This window comes from Sulfitobacter sediminilitoris (assembly GCF_010667575.1).
GTDB classification, from domain to species: Bacteria; Pseudomonadota; Alphaproteobacteria; order Rhodobacterales; family Rhodobacteraceae; genus Sulfitobacter; species Sulfitobacter sediminilitoris.
Window position 1 is genome coordinate 98,910 of record NZ_JAABNT010000013.1, and the last position, 18,011, is coordinate 116,920.

The 18,011-nt window shown below is 56.5% G+C and carries 18 protein-coding genes; 14 read left to right on the top strand and 4 right to left on the bottom strand.

The genetic code is table 11. The features are described 5' to 3' along the window. Positions 1–84 precede the first annotated feature (84 nt). Together GV827_RS17885 and GV827_RS17890 are read left to right on the top strand one after the other, a co-directional pair. Positions 85–714 carry a TRAP transporter small permease subunit gene (locus tag GV827_RS17885; RefSeq protein WP_164355179.1) on the top strand — a complete coding sequence of 210 codons (630 nt, stop codon included), beginning with the start codon at positions 85–87 and terminating at the stop codon, positions 712–714. Further along, entirely contained in the window at positions 714–2,114 is a 1,401-nt protein-coding gene (locus tag GV827_RS17890; RefSeq protein ID WP_164355180.1) for a TRAP transporter large permease, read from the top strand. Before GV827_RS17885 ends, GV827_RS17890 begins: the two co-directional genes overlap by 1 nt. On the opposite strand, the gene GV827_RS17895 is transcribed toward GV827_RS17890, so the two are convergent. Further along, entirely contained in the window at positions 2,100–3,155 is a 1,056-nt protein-coding gene (locus GV827_RS17895) for an AI-2E family transporter (protein ID WP_164355181.1), read from the bottom strand. The two genes, GV827_RS17890 and GV827_RS17895, sit on opposite strands and share 15 nt — an antisense overlap. Before the next feature lie 328 nt (positions 3,156–3,483). Here GV827_RS17895 and GV827_RS17900 point away from each other — a divergent pair, with 328 nt between their 5' ends. From GV827_RS17900 to GV827_RS17950, 11 genes are all read left to right on the top strand, one after another. Then, on the top strand, positions 3,484–4,647 hold the full coding sequence (locus GV827_RS17900; protein ID WP_164355182.1) for a M20 aminoacylase family protein: 1,164 nt from the start codon (positions 3,484–3,486) through the stop codon (positions 4,645–4,647). A 576-nt stretch (positions 4,648–5,223) separates the two neighbouring features. After that, positions 5,224–5,700, top strand: a complete 477-nt coding sequence (locus GV827_RS17905) for a pseudoazurin (RefSeq protein ID WP_164355183.1) — start codon at positions 5,224–5,226, stop codon at positions 5,698–5,700. A gap of 256 nt (positions 5,701–5,956) precedes the next feature. Further along, positions 5,957–6,427: a Dps family protein gene (locus tag GV827_RS17910; protein ID WP_164355184.1), complete on the top strand. Its 471-nt coding sequence runs from the start codon at positions 5,957–5,959 to the stop codon at positions 6,425–6,427. 94 nt (positions 6,428–6,521) lie between these two features. Continuing rightward, complete coding sequence (locus tag GV827_RS17915; protein ID WP_164355185.1) at positions 6,522–7,061, top strand: response regulator transcription factor; 540 nt, start codon at positions 6,522–6,524, stop codon at positions 7,059–7,061. A gap of 225 nt (positions 7,062–7,286) precedes the next feature. Next, the gene (locus GV827_RS17920) at positions 7,287–8,099 is read left to right on the top strand and encodes an isoprenylcysteine carboxylmethyltransferase family protein (RefSeq protein WP_164355186.1); all 813 of its coding nucleotides are present in this window, start codon (positions 7,287–7,289) and stop codon (positions 8,097–8,099) included. Continuing rightward, entirely contained in the window at positions 8,092–8,808 is a 717-nt protein-coding gene (ubiG, locus tag GV827_RS17925; RefSeq protein WP_164355198.1) for a bifunctional 2-polyprenyl-6-hydroxyphenol methylase/3-demethylubiquinol 3-O-methyltransferase UbiG, read from the top strand. Before GV827_RS17920 ends, ubiG begins: the two co-directional genes overlap by 8 nt. Next, positions 8,808–9,203: a DUF4149 domain-containing protein gene (locus GV827_RS17930; protein ID WP_204325957.1), complete on the top strand. Its 396-nt coding sequence runs from the start codon at positions 8,808–8,810 to the stop codon at positions 9,201–9,203. The genes ubiG and GV827_RS17930 overlap by 1 nt, the downstream gene beginning before the upstream one ends. Before the next feature lie 437 nt (positions 9,204–9,640). Beyond that, entirely contained in the window at positions 9,641–10,624 is a 984-nt protein-coding gene (locus GV827_RS17935) for a hypothetical protein (RefSeq protein WP_164355187.1), read from the top strand. Positions 10,625–10,873: 249 nt separating this feature from the next. After that, on the top strand, positions 10,874–11,515 hold the full coding sequence (locus GV827_RS17940; RefSeq protein WP_204325958.1) for an NAD(P)-dependent oxidoreductase: 642 nt from the start codon (positions 10,874–10,876) through the stop codon (positions 11,513–11,515). A 64-nt stretch (positions 11,516–11,579) separates the two neighbouring features. Continuing rightward, positions 11,580–12,065 (top strand): DUF427 domain-containing protein, encoded by a 486-nt coding sequence (locus tag GV827_RS17945; protein WP_235930425.1) that lies wholly within the window; start codon positions 11,580–11,582, stop codon positions 12,063–12,065. After that, positions 12,059–13,012: an NAD(P)/FAD-dependent oxidoreductase gene (locus GV827_RS17950; protein ID WP_328823181.1), complete on the top strand. Its 954-nt coding sequence runs from the start codon at positions 12,059–12,061 to the stop codon at positions 13,010–13,012. Before GV827_RS17945 ends, GV827_RS17950 begins: the two co-directional genes overlap by 7 nt. Before the next feature lie 16 nt (positions 13,013–13,028). Here the strand turns inward: GV827_RS17950 and GV827_RS17955 are convergent, their stop codons facing one another. Continuing rightward, positions 13,029–14,468 carry an esterase/lipase family protein gene (locus GV827_RS17955; RefSeq protein ID WP_164355188.1) on the bottom strand — a complete coding sequence of 480 codons (1,440 nt, stop codon included), beginning with the start codon at positions 14,466–14,468 and terminating at the stop codon, positions 13,029–13,031. Between the two features lie 241 nt (positions 14,469–14,709). Here GV827_RS17955 and GV827_RS17960 point away from each other — a divergent pair, with 241 nt between their 5' ends. Further along, on the top strand, positions 14,710–15,030 hold the full coding sequence (locus GV827_RS17960) for a hypothetical protein (protein ID WP_164355189.1): 321 nt from the start codon (positions 14,710–14,712) through the stop codon (positions 15,028–15,030). Between the two features lie 459 nt (positions 15,031–15,489). Here GV827_RS17960 and GV827_RS17965 read toward each other — a convergent pair whose 3' ends face one another. Further along, the gene (locus GV827_RS17965) at positions 15,490–17,325 is read right to left on the bottom strand and encodes an adenylate/guanylate cyclase domain-containing protein (RefSeq protein ID WP_164355190.1); all 1,836 of its coding nucleotides are present in this window, start codon (positions 17,323–17,325) and stop codon (positions 15,490–15,492) included. A 278-nt stretch (positions 17,326–17,603) separates the two neighbouring features. Beyond that, a complete protein-coding gene (locus GV827_RS24125) occupies positions 17,604–17,873 on the bottom strand; it encodes a LysE family translocator (protein WP_386332328.1) in 270 nt (89 codons plus the stop codon). Positions 17,874–18,011 lie beyond the last annotated feature (138 nt).

Genomic DNA, 18,011 nt, shown 5'->3' on the forward strand with positions numbered 1-18,011 from the left:
GGGCACTGCGTCCGCCAGACATAACAACAGGCATAGGGTGGGCACTGGATGCCCGCCTTATGTCATAAGAGGGGGAGGGACGAGATGGCAGGATCTGCCGCTGTTCTGGAGGATTCCAGTACTCTAAGTAAACTGGATCGTATGCTGCTGCCGATAGAGCGGTTTTGTGCGTTGTTATCGGGCCTCGCTATCTTTGCCCTGATGTTTCTTGCCGCTTATTCGGTAAGTGGGCGAAAATTCTTTGGCTCACCGATGATGGGCTACGTGGACTATATCGAAGCCGCGATGCCGATCATCGCGATCATGGGCGTCTCCTACGTTCAACGGGACGGCACCCACATCCGAATGGACATGCTTGTCTCTGCGCTCAAGGGCCGGGTCCTGTGGTTTTTCGAGCTGATTTCCATTCTTCTCATCCTGGTTTTGATCGTCTCCCTGACATGGGGCGCGTGGGAACATTTTCAGCGCTCTTTCGATTTCTCGCGACCAATGTGGAGCCGCGACAGTTCAATTGATGTGGGAATACCGATCTGGCCCAGCAAGCTGGTCGTCCCGATTGCTTTTGGTGTTCTGGTGCTGCGCCTGTTGCTGCAGGCGTGGGGCTATGGTCGTGCGCTGATCCTTGGCCTTGAAAATCCAGTGGCAGTGCCGCTTTCATTGAGTGTCGCGGAACAGGCCCGGCTTGAGGCTGATGCGCTTGAAGGGGCAGACTGATGGAACCTATTGAAATTGGCCTTTGGGTATCCGGCGGCATGCTGGTCATGGTCGTCTTGGGCATGCGGGTTGCTTTTGCTGCTGGCCTTGCAGGCTTTGTTGGCCTTGTCTGGTTGCGCTGGAACGGGTTCGACTATGATCCTGACCGTTTCTGGAAAGCTTTTGAAATCAGCGTCAAGATCGCTGGTCTGACTCCGCATTCCAAGGTCAGTGCACAGGTGCTGAGCCTGATCCCCGTGTTCATCATGATTGGCTATCTGGCCTATTACGCCAAGCTGACGACCGCATTGTTCGAGGCGTGCAAGCGTTGGTTTGCATGGGTGCCAGGTGGCCTTGCGGTTTCGACTGTCTTTGCGACGGCAGGTTTTGCTGCCGTTTCGGGCGCGTCCGTTGCGACGGCTGCGGTCTTTGCACGTATCGCTATCCCGGAGATGCTGAAGATTGGCTATAACAAGCAATTTGCCGCGGGCGTCGTCGCTGCGGGCGGTACGCTCGCCTCTCTCATCCCACCATCGGCGATCCTTGTGATTTATGCGATCATCGTTGAACAGGACGTGGGAAAGCTGCTCTTGGCAGGTTTCATTCCCGGCGCGTTCTCGGCCATCGTTTATGCCACATTGATCATCGGTATCGCCCTGATTTTCAAGAACGTTGGACCTCCCGTCAGAGGATTTACCTGGGGCCAGCGCTTTGCTTCTCTGCCACCTGCATTGCCAATCGTCGCCGTGGTCGTGATCATCATCTTCTTTGTCTACAATCCCTTCGGTGATGCGTGGGGCACCCCGACAGAGGGTGGCGCTGTCGGTGCTTTCATCGTCTTCTTGATGGCCCTTTGGAAGGGTATGCGTTGGGGACAGTTGAAAGAAGCATTGTTGGAGACTGCGAAGCTGACCGTGATGATCTTTACGATCATCTGGGGCGTGCTGATCTATGTGCGGTTCCTCGGATTTGCTGAACTTCCCGATGCATTTGCTTCGTGGATCACGTCGCTTGAGATGGCGCCGCTGCTGATCCTTGTCTGCATTCTGTTGGCCTATGCCGTCCTTGGCATGTTCATGGATGCTATCGGCATGCTGCTTCTGACGTTGCCGGTTGTCTACCCTGCCGTCATGGCGCTTAACGGAGGTGAGATGGTATCGGCTGCCGACTCGGCCTTTGGAATGTCGGGGCCGATGTGCGCGATCTGGTTTGGTATTCTGGTAGTCAAGATGGCAGAGTTCTGTCTGATCACGCCGCCCATCGGGCTGAACTGTTTCGTGGTGGCGGGTGTCCGTGATGATCTGAACGTGCAGGACGTGTTTCGCGGTGTCGCTCCGTTCTTTGTCGCGGATGCGGTGACGATTGCACTATTGGTCGCTTTCCCCGGAATCGTGCTTTGGCTTCCCTCACTGGCGGGGTAGCGGGCGTGAGGCGTCTTCGGGTGCCTCAGCCGTTTCATCCCCCGACAGAAAGATGCCAACGGTGTGCAGCGGTTCGAAGTTTTCGCAGAACACTTTAAAGACGACCAGAAATGGTACTGCGACCAATGCCCCGGGGATGCCCCAAAGCCATCCCCAGATCACCACTGTCAAAAAGACCGCGACAGTATTCATGGAAAGTCGCCGCCCCACCAACCAGGGTGTGATGAACTGCCCTTCAAAGCCTGTCAGGATTTGATATCCCAAAGGTGCCAATAGCGCGTATCCGAGAGTGTCGAAGTGCACAATCGCGAATGCCCCAACCAGCATTGTGCCAATAAACCCGCCGATGTAGGGCAGGAAATTCAGAAGTGCCGCTGCAATACCCCATACGTATGCGTTAGGCATGCCAAGGGCTGTCAGGTATAGCCACAGGCAAGCGCCCAATGTGGAATTGATGACCGTTATGGTCAGCAGATACCGCGATACCTGCCGCTCGATATTGTACACTGTCGCAAGTGCGCGCTTCTTCCCGCTCATCGTCGGAAAAGCCTGCACGAGCTTGCGATAGAAAAGCTCACCAGAGGACAATAGCAGCGTGGCTAGAACCAGCGTAACAACCAGCGTCGCACCGATTTGTGTGAACGTGTCAAAAGCTGAATCAAGCAATCCTGGCTGTTTGATAATAACTTCAGGGGTCGTCCCCTCCGCGCCGCTGAACTCTTCAACTTCTTTTGACGCTGCGCGCACCTCCTCCACCGCATCAGACATCGCACTCAATTTCTCGCGGATCTCAGCGCCCATAAGCGGTAATTCATCGCTCCATACGGCAATCGTACCAGCGGTGCCGCCAATGATCGCCAGGATCAAAAGACCCGTCGCGCTCACAAGTGCTATGGCTGAGACGACATGGGGTATGCGGATCCGAAGCATGGCGCGTGACAAGGGACTTAGAGTTAGTGCCAGCAAAAAGCCAAGCACGATCGGCAGGATAACATCGCGCGCAAAATAAGCCGTCGCAAGCAGGGAGATTACCACCAGCACGCGCAGGGATCTTTGTATAGATTGAGTATCGTCCAAGCTATCCCCACGTTTTTGCAGTGCGTCAAAGCTCTAACTGCCGAAATGCCCAATTGGTTCATTCAAGATGTTCAACCGGTGTCATTCCTGCATTTGCACGACGCGGGCTATGCGGTCATCAAGGAGTTGCAGTCCGGGACCGGGTCATGGACTATGGCGCAGAACCGAGAGGCCGCGCATGGCACAAATGACTGCGAAAACATTCTGACGCACAGTCGTAGAATGCCGTCACATGACCGCAGTTCAAAACCCAGCGGCGGCTCGGACCGGACCAGAGCAAGGAGACACCAATATGGCCATATTGCCCGTCATCGCAGAAAGCACGGAAGAGCTGACCGAGATCTTCAAGGATCTCCACGCCCATCCCGAGATCGGATTCCAGGAACGCCGGACGGCGGGCATTGTTGCCGAGAAGCTGCGCGCGTTCGGCGTGGACGAAGTGCATACCGAGATCGCGGAAACTGGTGTTGTTGGTTTGATCAAGGGCAACCGCGAGGGCACCCGGCGGGTCGGATTGCGTGCGGACATGGACGCCCTGCCGATTCATGAGGAAACAAACCTGTCCTATGCCTCGACCCACCCCGGCGTGATGCATGCTTGTGGACATGACAGCCACACCACAATGCTGTTGGGTGCCGCAAAGCATCTGGCCAAGACCCGCGATTTCGCAGGGACCGCCGTGCTGATATTTCAGCCAGCCGAAGAGGGCTTGGGCGGTGCACGCGGTATGCTCAAGGCCGGACTCTTTGACCGCTTCCCCTGTGATGAGATCTACGGCATGCACAATTCACCCAACGGTCAGCCCGGCAAGGTGGGTATCTGCAAAGGGGCGGCGATGGCCGGGGCTTCATTCTTTGACATTGTCGTTCAGGGCAAGGGCAGCCATGCGGCCATGCCCCAACAGTCCCGCGATCCGCTGGTGATTGCCTCCGCGCTGGTCGGCAGCCTGCAAACAATTCTGTCACGCAATGTGGCCCCGTTGGATACCTGCGTGCTGTCGGTCACGCAGCTGCATGCGGGCTCTGCCTATAACGTGGTTCCTGATACGGCCGAGCTTGCGGGCACGATCCGTTATTTCAAGGATGAAACCATCGAACTGGCGACAACCCGCATGCAAGAACTTTGCGATGGGTTTGCCAAGGCTTACGGCGTCGAAATCCGGCTTGATCTGCGCAATGTGTTTGATGTGCTGGTCAACGATGCTGACCTCTCCGATGCCTACATGGAGGCCGCTGCCGATATCGTTGGCAAGGAAAACATATCCGACCAAGTAGAGCCTGCGACCGGCTCCGAAGACTTCTCGGATATGCTTCAGGTTGTCCCCGGCGCTTATTGTCGTGTCGGGCATACCGGCACAACAGGGCTGCACAACCCCAGCTTCTTTCTGGATCCTGACATCCTGCCTGTAGGTGCCTCAATCATGGCGAGGGTCGTGGAACGCAGGCTTTCTGCGTAAGGTGATAGTTTCGAGATATCATCGATACTACCGTTCATGCTGAGATGTGCATGCGCGTCAAAAACCTGGCTCATCTTCATGTTGGCCTGACGGTCAACGCGCCTCGGAACGTGCTTGGTGCTTGACGGCATCGCGCCCCAACGCGCGGCACCAACTGTGCGACTTTTACTTGGCCCCGCTGGCAGGCTCTTACGCCGCCGCTGACACCAGTCCCGGGAGTGGTTCCATTTCGGATGCTTCCCACATCGTTCACGAAGATTCACCAACTGCTTTGCTAGGATCTTTGTTTAGGACCATTTGATCAACGAGCGTTAGGAAAGCTCAACTCTGCCATCCTTGGATTCCGCAGTGCGGCCTTTCAGGCGGCGTGTAATTCTCATCGCGGCGGCAGGCTTTATCGCACCGCCGGTTCTGGCGTCTGTCGTTATTCAACTTTGCTTGTGATCGCGCCCTGACGGGTCAGAGCCGGATGTTTGCAAGGGGTGACAGACTGTCGCCATTTCACACTCTCCGGCTGAAGTTTCGCAAAGGTTCGCTAAGTGCAGTCACAATCGTAACAGACTTTTGGAGAACACAATGCGCAATATCTTGCTCTCAACCGCCGTTCTGATCGGATCGTCCTTTGGGGCTTTCGCAGAAACGATCGAAGTAGAGATGCTGAACAAGAATGAGGCCGGTGACCGGATGGTCTTCAGCCAGGAACTGATCCGCGCCGAGGTTGGCGACGTGATCCGTTTCGTGCCGACAGACAAATCTCATAATGCCCAGTCCGTGAAAAATGCGCTGCCCGAGAACCAGGAAGCGTTCAAAGGGAAAATGAACGGCGAAGTTGAATACACTGTCACCGAAACAGGTTTGACTGCGGTCATATGTTTGCCGCACCAGGTGATGGGCATGGTCGCGCTCGTTGTTGTTGGCGACGATTTCAGCAATGCCGAGCAGATCCTGGATGCGCGCATCCCCGGCAAAGGCAAAGCAAAGATCGAAGCGCTGGTCGAAGAAGCGCGCGCGGCTGCTCCGGTTGCCGACACAACGGCTGACCAGAACAGCTAAGATGTCGAAAGTATTGGCGGGCTGATTGTATCGGCCTGCCAACACATACCCTGACCGGCCCACCGATGGATCACCGTTGACGGTGCAGGCATTCTACACAAATGCGGGCATCTCAGCGTCAAAGCGCGGCGCGAAGACGCCATATCAGGAGCAGGGTCAGGTGAAAGCCGTTGCGGCGGAACGTCGCGAGCGGAAACCGGCATGGGACTTGGGGCGTTCACCCCACAAACGCTATATAGACAATAAGGTGCCTGACATGACTTTCGCTGCTGAAAAACTGGATACGGACGCACGGCCGGAGATTTGCACCGCCCTGAATACAGCGCTCGCCGAGACAGCCGTTGCGACAATGATGGCGCAGAATTTCCACTGGAATGTCACGGGCGTGAACTTTTTGCCGCTGCACCAGCTCTTTCAGGAAATCTATGAGGACCACTTTGCAGCGCAGGACGATCTTGCGGAACGGATCAAGGCGCTTCAGGGCCACGCAGACGGGAACCTTGCACGTATGATCGCGCGCTCCAGCTTAAGTGAGCCGCAAACAAACGTGACGCCCAATTACATGATCGCCACCTTGTTGAATGCCGAAGAAACATTGGCGGCAACGTTGAAAGCGACCGGCGAAACTGCAGCCTCTCATTGCGACAAAATCACGGAAGACCTGTGTTTTTCTCGCGGTCAGGTCCACGAGAAATTTGCCTGGATGCTGCGCGCTCAGCTGCGCTGACCAGATCTACGAGTACAGTTAACGAACTTCTTTGGCCCTCGGCGGACGAGGGACGGGGGCCTTGTAACGCCCTAGCGACACTTGGAGCAGACAGATGTTAGACCAAACGAACGACACGTCGATGATGATCGTTGAAGACGACGATGCGCTACGGGATCGCCTTGCAACTGCCATGCAAAAGCGCGGCTTTGACGTGCGTGTGGCCAGTAACCTTTCCGAAGCGATGGTTCAGGCAGACGCCGATTTACCGAAATACGCGGTCGTTGATCTGCGGCTGCTTGATGGGAGCGGGTTGTCCTTTGTAGAGACGCTTGAAAAGCGCGATCCCAGCATCCGTGCAATCATACTGACGGGGTACGGAAACATTCCGACTGCCGTTGCCGCCGTGCGTGCCGGTGCTATCGATTACATTGCAAAGCCTGCGACAGCCGGCGAGATCGTTGACGCGCTGACGAGGCCCAGAAACGAACAGGCGCCAGCACCGTCCAATCCGATCTCGCCGAATGACGCCCGCAAAGAGCATATCGAACATGTCTTCCATGAAATGGATGAAAATGTCTCGCAAACGGCCCGGTCCTTGGCCATGCATCGACGGACGCTGCAGCGGCTCCTTAAGCGCTACAAGATCGTTTGAACTGCGACAGGTAAGGACGGGTACAACAGTCATGCAAGTCAGCACTCACATATCTGCGCAAACAAGCGTCTCCTTCGACGGAATCCTCTCGGTCCGCGTGAACGTCGTGACATCCTTTTGGAAAGTGGCTCACTTCTTCTTTCCGCTGTTGCGGTCTGTCCTGCTTAACATACCGCCATTTTTTGGCGGCCAGTCCCTGCTTTCAAACAGATCGACCCGCTAGCCATGGCATCACAAACCCATTTCAAGCGGCTCGAAACCCTTGTGCGCGGCGCATTGGCACCACCGCCCGGCAGGCGCCGTATTGCTTTGGCGCTCACCTTTGGTGTGGCAGTGCATCTCATCTTTGCGGCAGCCGTCGTGGCGATGATTGTGGCCATGTACTTCGGCATGAGTAGTAGCTTCGGAAGTGTTCCCTATCCCTATGCGATTATCGCAAACGCATTTCTCGTTCTTCAATTTCCGCTGGTGCATTCGTTTCTCCTGACAGGTCCGGGAATGCGTTTACTGGTGCGGTTGGTTCCGGGTCCGTATGCAGGAACCTTGAGCACGACAACCTATGCGGTTGTCGCCTCATTGCAGTTGCTGGCTCTATTTGCGCTCTGGACGCCGACAGGTATCGTCTGGTGGCGTGCAGAAGGGTCGGCCCTCTACATCGTGGCGGGGGCCTATACAGCGGCTTGGGGTCTGTTGATCAAGGCAAGTTGGGACGCAGGCGCCGAGGTGCAGTCAGGCGCTTTGGGGTGGATGTCGCTGATGCGGAATGCGAAGCCAGAGTTTCCCGACATGCCCACGGGTGGTCTGTTTCGGATCATCCGCCAACCCATCTATGTTGCCTTTGCTTTGACACTCTGGACAGTTCCGACATGGACACCTGATCAACTCGCTCTGGCGCTCGCTTTGACACTCTATTGCCTGGTGGCACCGAAGCTGAAAGAGCGTCGGTTCGAGGCCCGCTATGGCGATCGGTTCCGAAGCTACAAACGGCAAGTGCCTTACGCATTTCCCACAATTGGAAGAAATGACAAAGATGACTGAAAAATCGCGCAATGATCTGACCATCTATGACGAGGTCGCGGCCAATTGGTGGTCGGACGACATTCGCTGGGTCCGCACCCTCAAGAATCTCGTGCCCGGTCGGCTTTCTTGGTTTGACCGTCAGGTTGATTGGGACGGTATGGATGTTCTTGATCTTGGGTGCGCTGGCGGCTTTATGGCCGAAGCACTTGCAAGAAGAGGCGCCACTGTTACCGGGATTGATCCGGCTGCTCAGGCGATCGACGCCGCGCGCGCACATGCTGATCAGACCGGCGTTGAAATCCGATACGACGTCGGAGTGGGGGAGGACCTTCCCTATGACGACGCAGCCTTTGATAGTGTTGTCTGCGTCGATGTCCTCGAACACGTAGACGACCTTAGTCAAGTCCTGGCCGAAGTGGCGCGTGTTCTTAAACCCGGGGGCATCTTTCTTTTCGACACAATCAACCGCAACCCTCTGTCGCGCTTTGTGACGATTACAGTTGCAGAGGATATTCTGCGCCTGCTGCCGAAAGGCACACATGACCCAGCGCTTTTCATCCGACCCGCGGAATTGTCATCCGCAATTGAGAAAGCGGGGCTGGTTTGCGGTCCCATGACCGGGCTTGGACCGCGCGGTGTGAACCGCCGCGGGGACTTTATCTTTGGCCCCCTGCCGATCAAAAGCGTGATCTACATGGGTGTAGCACGCAAAGCGAGGCAACACTGATGTTTGAAATCTCCCTTCTTGTCACGGCTCTCCTGTTCGGCGGCACGGTCCTTTATTCCTTTGGTTTCGCAGCCTTTGTCTTTACAGCGCTCCCGGCTGACGTCGCAGGCCCGCTGATCCGGCGCGCGTTTCCGCGGTTTTATCTTTTCGTGCTGGCAAGTTCCGCAGTCGCGGCAGCTGTGGCGCTTGCGTTCGATCCGGTATCAAGCGCTATCCTTACGGCCATCGCCGTCACGACAATTCTTGCACGACAGGTCTTGATGCCTGCGATCAACAACGCCACCGATCAAGGCGCAAAAAAGCGGTTCAAGGTCCTGCACAGCCTGTCGGTTTTGATTACTCTTGCGCACATAGGCGCGGCGGCTGTCGTACTCGTCAGGCTGGCTGGATATTAGACCGCAGGACGGGCAGACGGGATTCTGCGCGCCCGCATGAAGCATCAGGCCACCATTTGCATCATAGATTGGCTGAATGCGTGGCCTTTCGAACCAGAACCGGTATTCCTCCGGCTCAACTGTCCGATTACATGTTCTGGCGTTGCGTTCAGAACTATCATCTTGAGCAAACAGGGATAGGAGCATCTCCTTATCCTTGCTGCGTAATCGATGGATTGGCTTGGACGATCAGTGTGGCGCTTTGCTGGCGCTATTTCATTTCTCAGGCATTTCGTCCGGTCTCGGATAAAGCGCAAAAGATATTGTGCCCACACTCTGACAGCGGATTTCACGCGGCTTCTGCGACGTAAGGCCACTGTCTGTGTCAAAACCTAAGATCACGCCTATCTACTGCATTGAATGTCGTCGGAACACGGTGAGGATAGCCAACAAGAGGTATGGGAAAGCTGATTTTGGTCGGGTCAACCCTGACGATGTGCATGATCGGAACGGGCGCTGCTGCCCATGTCAATTGGTTCGTCGAGCGCGACGCAGAACCGCTCGCCAGTTTCAACGTGTCCGACCCGATCTTTATGATCTGGCTTTGTCTGGCGTTCATGATGGTCCTCTTTTCCGTCTGGCTTGATGGGAAATTGCCGACACTGCGCATTGCAGACACAAAACTTCGCCACGATTTCATGGAAATTCTCAGAGTGTTCACGGGGATGAGCTTTCTGTTGACCGCCTACGAGGGGTCTCTGGTCGCCCCGCACAAGGTGGCCGATGGAACATTCGGTTTTCTTCTTGTCATCACGCAGGCCGTGATCGGTATTATGCTGATCGCCAATCGGTGGATCAAGGTTGCGGCAATATCGATGCTGGCCCTCCACGCGGGCGTCGCCGTGAAATTCGGAATTCTTGCAGCGCTTGAATACGCGATTATCATAGGGATTGCATGTTTTCTGCTGCTCAACTCGATCGAGGATGAGAAACGCCGTGAGCTGTTCAAGCCCTACTCAGTGGATGTGCTTCGCATCTGGACCGGGATCTCGCTCGTTGCGCTGGCTTTCGGTGAAAAGCTGGCACCCTCGTCATTGGGCCAGGTATTCGTCGCCCAGTATCAATGGAACTTCTTGCAGGCGCTTGGCTTTACCTTCTTCGACGATCGTTTGTTTGTCTTGTCCGCGGGCATGGTCGAAGCCGTGATCGGTATCGTTTTGATCCTTGGCACAACGGTACGCCTCGCGGTGCTGGCTCTGTCCGTGATGATGGCGATATCGAACGTGGTTTTCATCCTTCAGTGCAACAACGAGGCCGCGCTGGTCGAATTCATCGGACATATGCCGATCATCGGCATAGCCCTGCTGTTGCTGGGATATGGCCAAAGGCTGAAGATCACGGATGCCTTTCTGTCGCCGCGGGCTAGATTGAAAAGCAGCTAAACGACTGCACCGGTTGCATAGACCGTTGATCAAAGTCCGAAACCAATCCTAAAGGATCACGAGAATGACCAAAATGGACCAGCCTGAGAACGCAACGAATGCGAAAAAACTGGATCGACGAAGCCCTGCGTTGCCAAGCGTGGACCGCCCTTGGGACTCTTTCAAAGAGGTCTTTCGTCGCGCATGTGTGAGGCAAGGGGATAGGGCAACCCATCGCGCGTACCACAGTCTTTATGAAGACATGCTGAATTGAGCGCGCCGATACTCATCCTGGGCGCGACGTCTGGCATTGGTGCGCTCGCCGTTGATGAAGCCATTGGTCGCGGACTTTCGGTTCGGGCGTTCGCACGAAGTGCTGGCAACCTTGAAAAAACAGACCTGATCGAGCCATTCGCCGGGGACGCGCGATCGGCTGAGGATATCGCGGCCGCACTCGCCGATACCCGCGCAGTGATTTACGCTTTGGGTATCAAGGAACGGCTAGCGATGCTTTGGGAAGAAGAGACGCTGTTTTCTGAGAGTACACGCGTGCTGATCGACGCGATGAAGGCAAGTGACACCAAGCGTCTTGTCGCAGTCACCGGTTTTGGCGCAGGACGCTCACGAAGTGCCATGAGTTCGATTGAATGCCTTGGTCACAGAGCGATCCTTGGCAGGCCTTATGCGGATAAGGACAGGCAGGAGGCGATGATTGTGGAAAGTGACCTTGACTGGACAATCGTGCGGCCGGTCATCCTTACGAATGGGCCGAAGTCGTCCGGTCCCAAGATATTGCGAGATCCATCTACCTGGCGGAACGGATTGGTCTCCCGGCGCGATGTCGCAGGCTACCTTCTCGACGCTGTGGAGGATGGCCTCGACATCCGGGCGGATGTTGTCATCAGCCGTTGACGACCGGCAATGATTTTCGCCGCTGTCGGGCGGTATTGCGCTTTAATCATTTCACTTGATGGACATGTCTGAAACGATGCCGCCACTTGCCACGGAAAATGTTCAGGACTATCCGCGCCCGCCCGCGTTGGAGCCGGTGCCGCACCAGCTTCGCGTCATGCTCAATGGGGAAATCGTCGCTGAAACAACGCGTGCATTGCGGATCTTGGAGACACACCACGCGCCAACGTACTACTTCCCGCCCGAAGACGTGAGGGCAGTGTTGATCCCCGTGCAGGGCACGACACTTTGTGAGTGGAAGGGACGCGCGGCATATTTCGACGTGCAGGCAGGCAGCAAAACTGCGCGCCGCTCGGCATGGAGCTATTCATCTCCGGACGCGCGGTTTCATGCTTTGGCGTCGCATGTGTCCTTTTATGCCAGCGCGATGGACGCGTGCTTTGTTGGTGAAGAGCGCGTTTTGCCTCAGCCGGGTAACTTCTATGGCGGCTGGGTCACGGCGAACTTGCAAGGCCGCATCAAAGGCGCGCCGGGAACAGAACAGTGGTAAAGGCAAGACCGAAAACCGCAGTCATCGGTGCCGGGATGGCTGGCCTGACCTGCGCGCGGGAATTGACGCGGCGTGGCCTCGACGTTGTCATCTTTGACAAGGGCAGGGGCCTGGGCGGCAGGATGGCAACGCGCCGCGCGGACGGTGGATTTCAATTCGACCACGGCGCTCAATACGTCACGGCACGGAGCGAGGGGTTCGCATCGATGCTGGACGGCGCCGAGGCCGCTGGTGCCGTGGCACGCTGGCCGCGAGATCGAAAAGAACCTGCCTATGTCGGTGTCCCCGGCATGACAGGTTTGGCGAAGCATCTCAGCCTTGGCCTGAATACCCGAAAACAGGTTGGCATAGAGAGTATCGTGAAGGCGCATGGTTGCTGGAAACTGGCGTGGGAGGGCGGCAATGACACGTTCGATCTTGTGGTCGTCACCGCGCCTGCACCTCAGATCGGTGCGCCCCTGCCCGACGCGCATCCCTTTAACGACCCACAGCGTACGGTCAGGATGACCCCGTGTCTGACGCTCATGGTCGGTCTGCGTTCGGGTGCCGAAAGGCCTGCCATTTGCCACCGCACGCCGGATGAGGACATCTCCTGGATCGTGTGCGACAGCGCGAAGCCGGGGCGGCCGGATGCGACGACATGTATCGTGGCGCAGGCCAGCAGCGACTGGAGTTTGCGGCATCTTGAGCGCGACAGGGACGCGTTTGCTCAATTGATGCTTCCGCTGGTGGCCGCAGCCGTCGGTGCCGACCTGATGGCTGATCCGGCATATCTATCGGGCCACCGCTGGCGCTATGCGTTCGTGTCCCAACCGCTTGGACAACCCTTTCTTGCGGACAAGGCAGAAACACTTTTTGCCGGTGGCGACTGGTGCCTTGGCGCAAAAGCCGAACACGCCTGGACCAGTGGACAGGCGATCGCAGAGAAGATCGCAAGCGGCCTGTGATGCAAATCGCCTGTCGTCATCCCTGAAACAGCGGCGTAGACGCGGCTATTGCCCATGCAAGTATGATCCCCGCCCCGATGCCCGCGCCCACAGGGCCGCTTCTTCGGGCCGCCCATGTCGCCATCGTACCGTATACCAGCCAGTACAACACCATGACCGGGAGCACGGTAAATACGAGGCCAACTTCTGTCGGAGAGACGATCATCGCGAGAAACAACGCCGCAAGAAAGGGTAAGCGCAGGCCGATCCGGGCAAACATGCCACGACCATCCACGAGGACCCGGTCGGCAAGCGCGAAAATGACTGTCGGCGGGATCAAGAGGAGCGCTAGGGACGCCCTTGGCCCTGTTGGCAAAAATGCTGCTCCATAACGGTCGAGTGCAAGGGCGAAGACACCAAGCCCCCAGACAACAAGAAGCAGGCCCGCAACCAGATCTGAACCGGCAAGTCTCGGAGTAAAGCGCAGGATCAGGAGAACCAAGACGCCCCACAGGCTGAACGCCAGTCCGAGGGCTCCAAATCCTGCCAGTCCGACCAGCGGCCAGCCCGTCGATGCAGCGGCTCCCGCCGCGATAGCCGCGATAGATGCGGCCAGTGCGGCGCGGCCTGTGCCGGGTCGGTATCGCGCATCGGCGATGGGCAATAGACTGGCGAGGGGCCTAAAGAGGATCAGGATTGCAAACAAGAGCGCCGCAATCCAAGTCCCAGTCGCCACCGGCGCTGGCCGCCCGCCCAACCAGACCGCAATCTCTGTCAATGTGAGTGAAGACCACAGAACACCCACGTGCCCGACCCAGGGGGCGCTGACGGCGCGGCGTGCCATATCCCCGGACACGACGGTTTCACCTTCCTGCGCGCGACCAATCTGTGCCACCGCCTCCAGCGCAACATCTCGAAGTCTGCTTTCGAAGGCGCCAGAGACGACAAGCAGTCGCTTTGGATGTGTCGGCGTCACCGCGTCCGAATACATTGAGATCGCAACGACGGCGCCAGATGACCGTACCCGCTGCGCAGTACGCACGATGACGTCCGTCGCCATGGAATGACCAACGAACGAAACGCGGGTCAACCCTGTGCGCGCACGCGTTTTCTCCACCACATCCAGAGTTTGCAGAACAAGGTCTTCCATCGTGCCCGTCAGCGTCTCGACTGCCGGTGAAAGCGGTTTGGTATGACGGCCGTGACCGATATAGTCGAATGCGACGACGGTATGGCCAGCGCGCGCCAGTGTCAGCGAGATCGCTTGCATCATTTGCCACGATCCCCCGAAACCATGGGACACGACGACGAGACTGTCTTTGGTTCGGTCAACTTCATAGAAAGTAGCGGGCGTTTCGCCCAGCAGGACCTGTTCGATCTCCACCAAGCTCTGTGCGCGCTCAAGCTGGTAGACCGACCAAACGGCGATCGCGAGGGCAATCGTTGTGATCAGATAGGAAACGCGAATGGCTGACATACCAATCAAAATGAACCAAAACCGAGCCGAGACGACCTCTTTTTTTCCGAATTGAGAATGCTAGTTCAATCCTACAAGGCGGTATGGCGCATCGGACCGGTGTTATTGTGGAAAAATGCGTTTGATATCACAGATATTGAACCGCCCAAACGTATCAAGGAGGTGTCTCTTTGGCGCGAAACAGACCAGAGGTTGAGCCTACTTTGGCCAGACCATGCAAATTCCGTACCGGACATTCACGATGAAGACCGCAGGTAATTTTCTGCTTGCTAGCGCTGTTCTGCATGTATTCGGCAGCATTCTCTCAGGTTTCAGCACTGTTGGAGTGTTTCTCCTTTTCCCCGCGGCGCTTTACACGGCGTTTTATTTCGGTCTGCGTCGGGGTCTGATTTGGGTCGCGTGGATTGCGCTTATCTGCATGCTGGGCGGAATGGCCGGTACCGTTCTGGAACTGGTCAGGGTGTCGAGCGTACCGGACTGGATTCTTTGGAGTATTCTTGCCGTAGACCTCGCAGCCGCCACATTCCTAGCGCGTGCGCTTATTTCGAAAGTAATGGATTGAACGTCGGTTGACTGCGACAGACCAGTAGCAAAGAAGCGATCGGGCATTGGCCTGTCACCCGGACTCGGATTGGGATTGCAGTCATTATTGTGGTTCTGACTTTGGGCCCCGCGCTGGAGGAGTCCGGGGTGCTGATGCTGAATTTTGGTCGCGCTCGTTTTGTGTATGCCCTGGCTTTGATCCTGTCGGAGCTTTAGACCAACAAGGCCGTTGGCGTTCCTCTGGTGCCGATTGCTGCTGGTGTCACCTGCAACCTCGGCTGGACCCGCGCCATTCGTCTTGGCGGTGCCGTTCAGCGCAAGCGCCAGCTTCATGACGCCGGAGCCATCATACAAACACACGCGTCCGCAGTGCTCGCGAGATCCGATTCCTCGACTATGTTCTGATCGCCTTACCGAGCCCAGCGAATGTCCGCTGCGCGGGACTTTGCGGCCGTTGATCTTATCTTTCTAAAAAAGCCTACTCTGACGTTTCACCAAGCATTCTTTTAAACCTCGGATGGTCACGGATCGTGTCGAAATCGGGATCGTTGTGCATCCAGTTTCGTTGAACGTGACCGAGACCCGGGTAGATTTTCTCAAGCCAGTCTAATGCGCGTTCGGTTTCTCCAAGGAGAGCATGAACACACGCGACATTGTAGCCGTTGGTGGAGCGACCATCAGGGTCCGCAGCATTAGCGCGGGCAAGCCACGCACGGGCTTCTCCAAATCTCCCAAGGCTAGCCAAAACGGATGCTGAAAGCTCAAGCGGATCGGGGTTGTCTGGGTGGCGCAGTACCGCCTCTTCCGCGCGCTTCAATCCCATATCTAGATAGCGGTCTCGCTCGTCGAGACGACCGAGCACATCAAGGTCCGTAAGCACTATGAGCGGTGAGCGGTAGTCGTCGGGTCGAATCTCAAGCGCGCGGATGAAGTGATAGGCGCTGCGGGCGTGATCCAATTCCCCGCGGTAGTAGCGGGCGAAATTGTGATGTGCTTCATAGCAAAGTGGATCGAGCGAAAGCGCCTCTTTGAAAGCCCCAACGGCGGCATCGTTCTTGCCAGCGATATGGAGAGCAAGCCCTAGGGCAGCGTGGGCTTCAGCGAGGCTTTGATCGAGCTCGACAGCACGCTGGGCCATACTAATGACGTCTTCCGTCACGTATTTGGCGCCGTGCCAATCGATCATCCGCGCTTCGCACTCTGCAAGGCCCACATAGGCGCGCGCATAGTCTGGGTCAAGTTGCAGCGCGGACAGGAAATTAAGGCGCGCTTCTTCAAGATAGTTCTCTGCCCGCATGTGATAGTATTGGCGGCCTTTCAGGTAGAGATTATACGCGTCTGCGTTTTCGGTGGGCGCGGCATTCGTGGTCTCGGTTTCGAGAAGCCGCACCTGCAGCTGTTCCAAGATCATCTTGGTGATCTCGTCTTGCAGGTCAAAGATACCGGATAAATCACGGTCGTACCGGTCGGCCCAAAGGTGTCCGCCTGTGAGTCCATCAATTAGCTGCGCAGTGATACGAACCCGATCCCCGGCCTTTCGGACACTGCCTTCCAGGATGTTCCGAACGCCAAGGTCGCGGGCAATCTCTTGCAGATTTGCGGGCCGACCTTTGTAGACGAAGGTAGAGTTTCTACCGACCACAAAGAGGCCTGAGAGTTTGGAAAGATCCGTTATCAAGTCTTCGGTGATACCGTCAGCAAAGTATTCCTGTTCCGGGTCACCGCTCATGTTTGTGAACGGGAGAACTGCGATTGAGGGGCGACTGCCTGCAACCTCTTCGGCGTGACGGAAATCGCTACCATTGGGGCGCACATGATACACCGGGACCGCACGTTCGATATTCTTAAGCTTCTGTTCCCCTGCGGCATCGAACTCGAGGTCGAGTCGGTTGCCAACCTGATCGCGCACGACCCCGGACACCGCAATACAACCGGGCCGCGCCAAGGCTTCGATCCGCGAAGCCACGTTTACACCATCGCCGAAGACATCTCCGTCCTCGACCAGAATGTCGCCGATGTTGACGCCCATTCTAAAATGAATCTGTCGGTCTTCGGGGATGCTGGCGTTTCGATCCGCCATAGCGGTCTGGATGAAGAGCGCCGCCTCCAACGCGCTCACAACGCTGTTAAAGTCGGCGAGAATACCGTCACCCATGAGCTTAACGATGCGCCCACCCGCATCACTGATGGCATCCTCGATCAGCTCGCTGCGAATTTCGCGCAACGCCGTCAAAGTCGCAACTTCGTTGGCACCCATGAGGCGGCTGTAGCCGACTACATCTGCGGCGAGAATGGCAGCGAGCCGTCTTTCCATGGTCCCTCATCAATGCTGTCTCATTGCAACCTAACACCGCTCATGGCGGTAAACAGCAATATATGGCGCGTCTATTGATTTTCTGGATTGCAGCACAATGAAAAATAGATCGCTCAGCATCAAATTGGCGGCTCCGGGCTCTTTCCTGCCGTCCGCTGTGCGATCTATGAACGGCGGCTCCCGGCAGCTTTGCTATTCGCTGCATCGCGTGAGAACTCATCAGGTGCGGACAAAACCGCTTCTGGCTTTGATGCTCTCAAGGTCCACTCTTCGAGAATTTATCGTTGGCCGTCGAAGATAAGCCTTGCGGCCAGCCCGCCAAAGACCAGCCCCAGGAAGTATCTTAACCAATTCGTAAGAACCCGCCCGTTTGCCGAAAGCGACCTCATGCTTCCAGCCAGCCCAATCACCACCCCATGAACGGCGAAGTCAATGATCAGAAAGATGCTCGCCAGCACCATGATCTGAAAAGCAACAGAGCCATTTTCTGCGTCCAGGAACTGTGGAAAAAGAGCGAGGTAAAAGAGCGCGACTTTTGGGTTCAGCAAGTTTGAGAGAATGGCTGGCCTAGTCTGACTGGTCCGGTTTGAGTGTTAGTGCATGGTCGGCCTTTCGTCCATCTGGACGATGGTTTCTGGTGCCGGTGGTCGGTATCCGAGTGCGCTGTGTGGCCTCTTGGTGTTGTA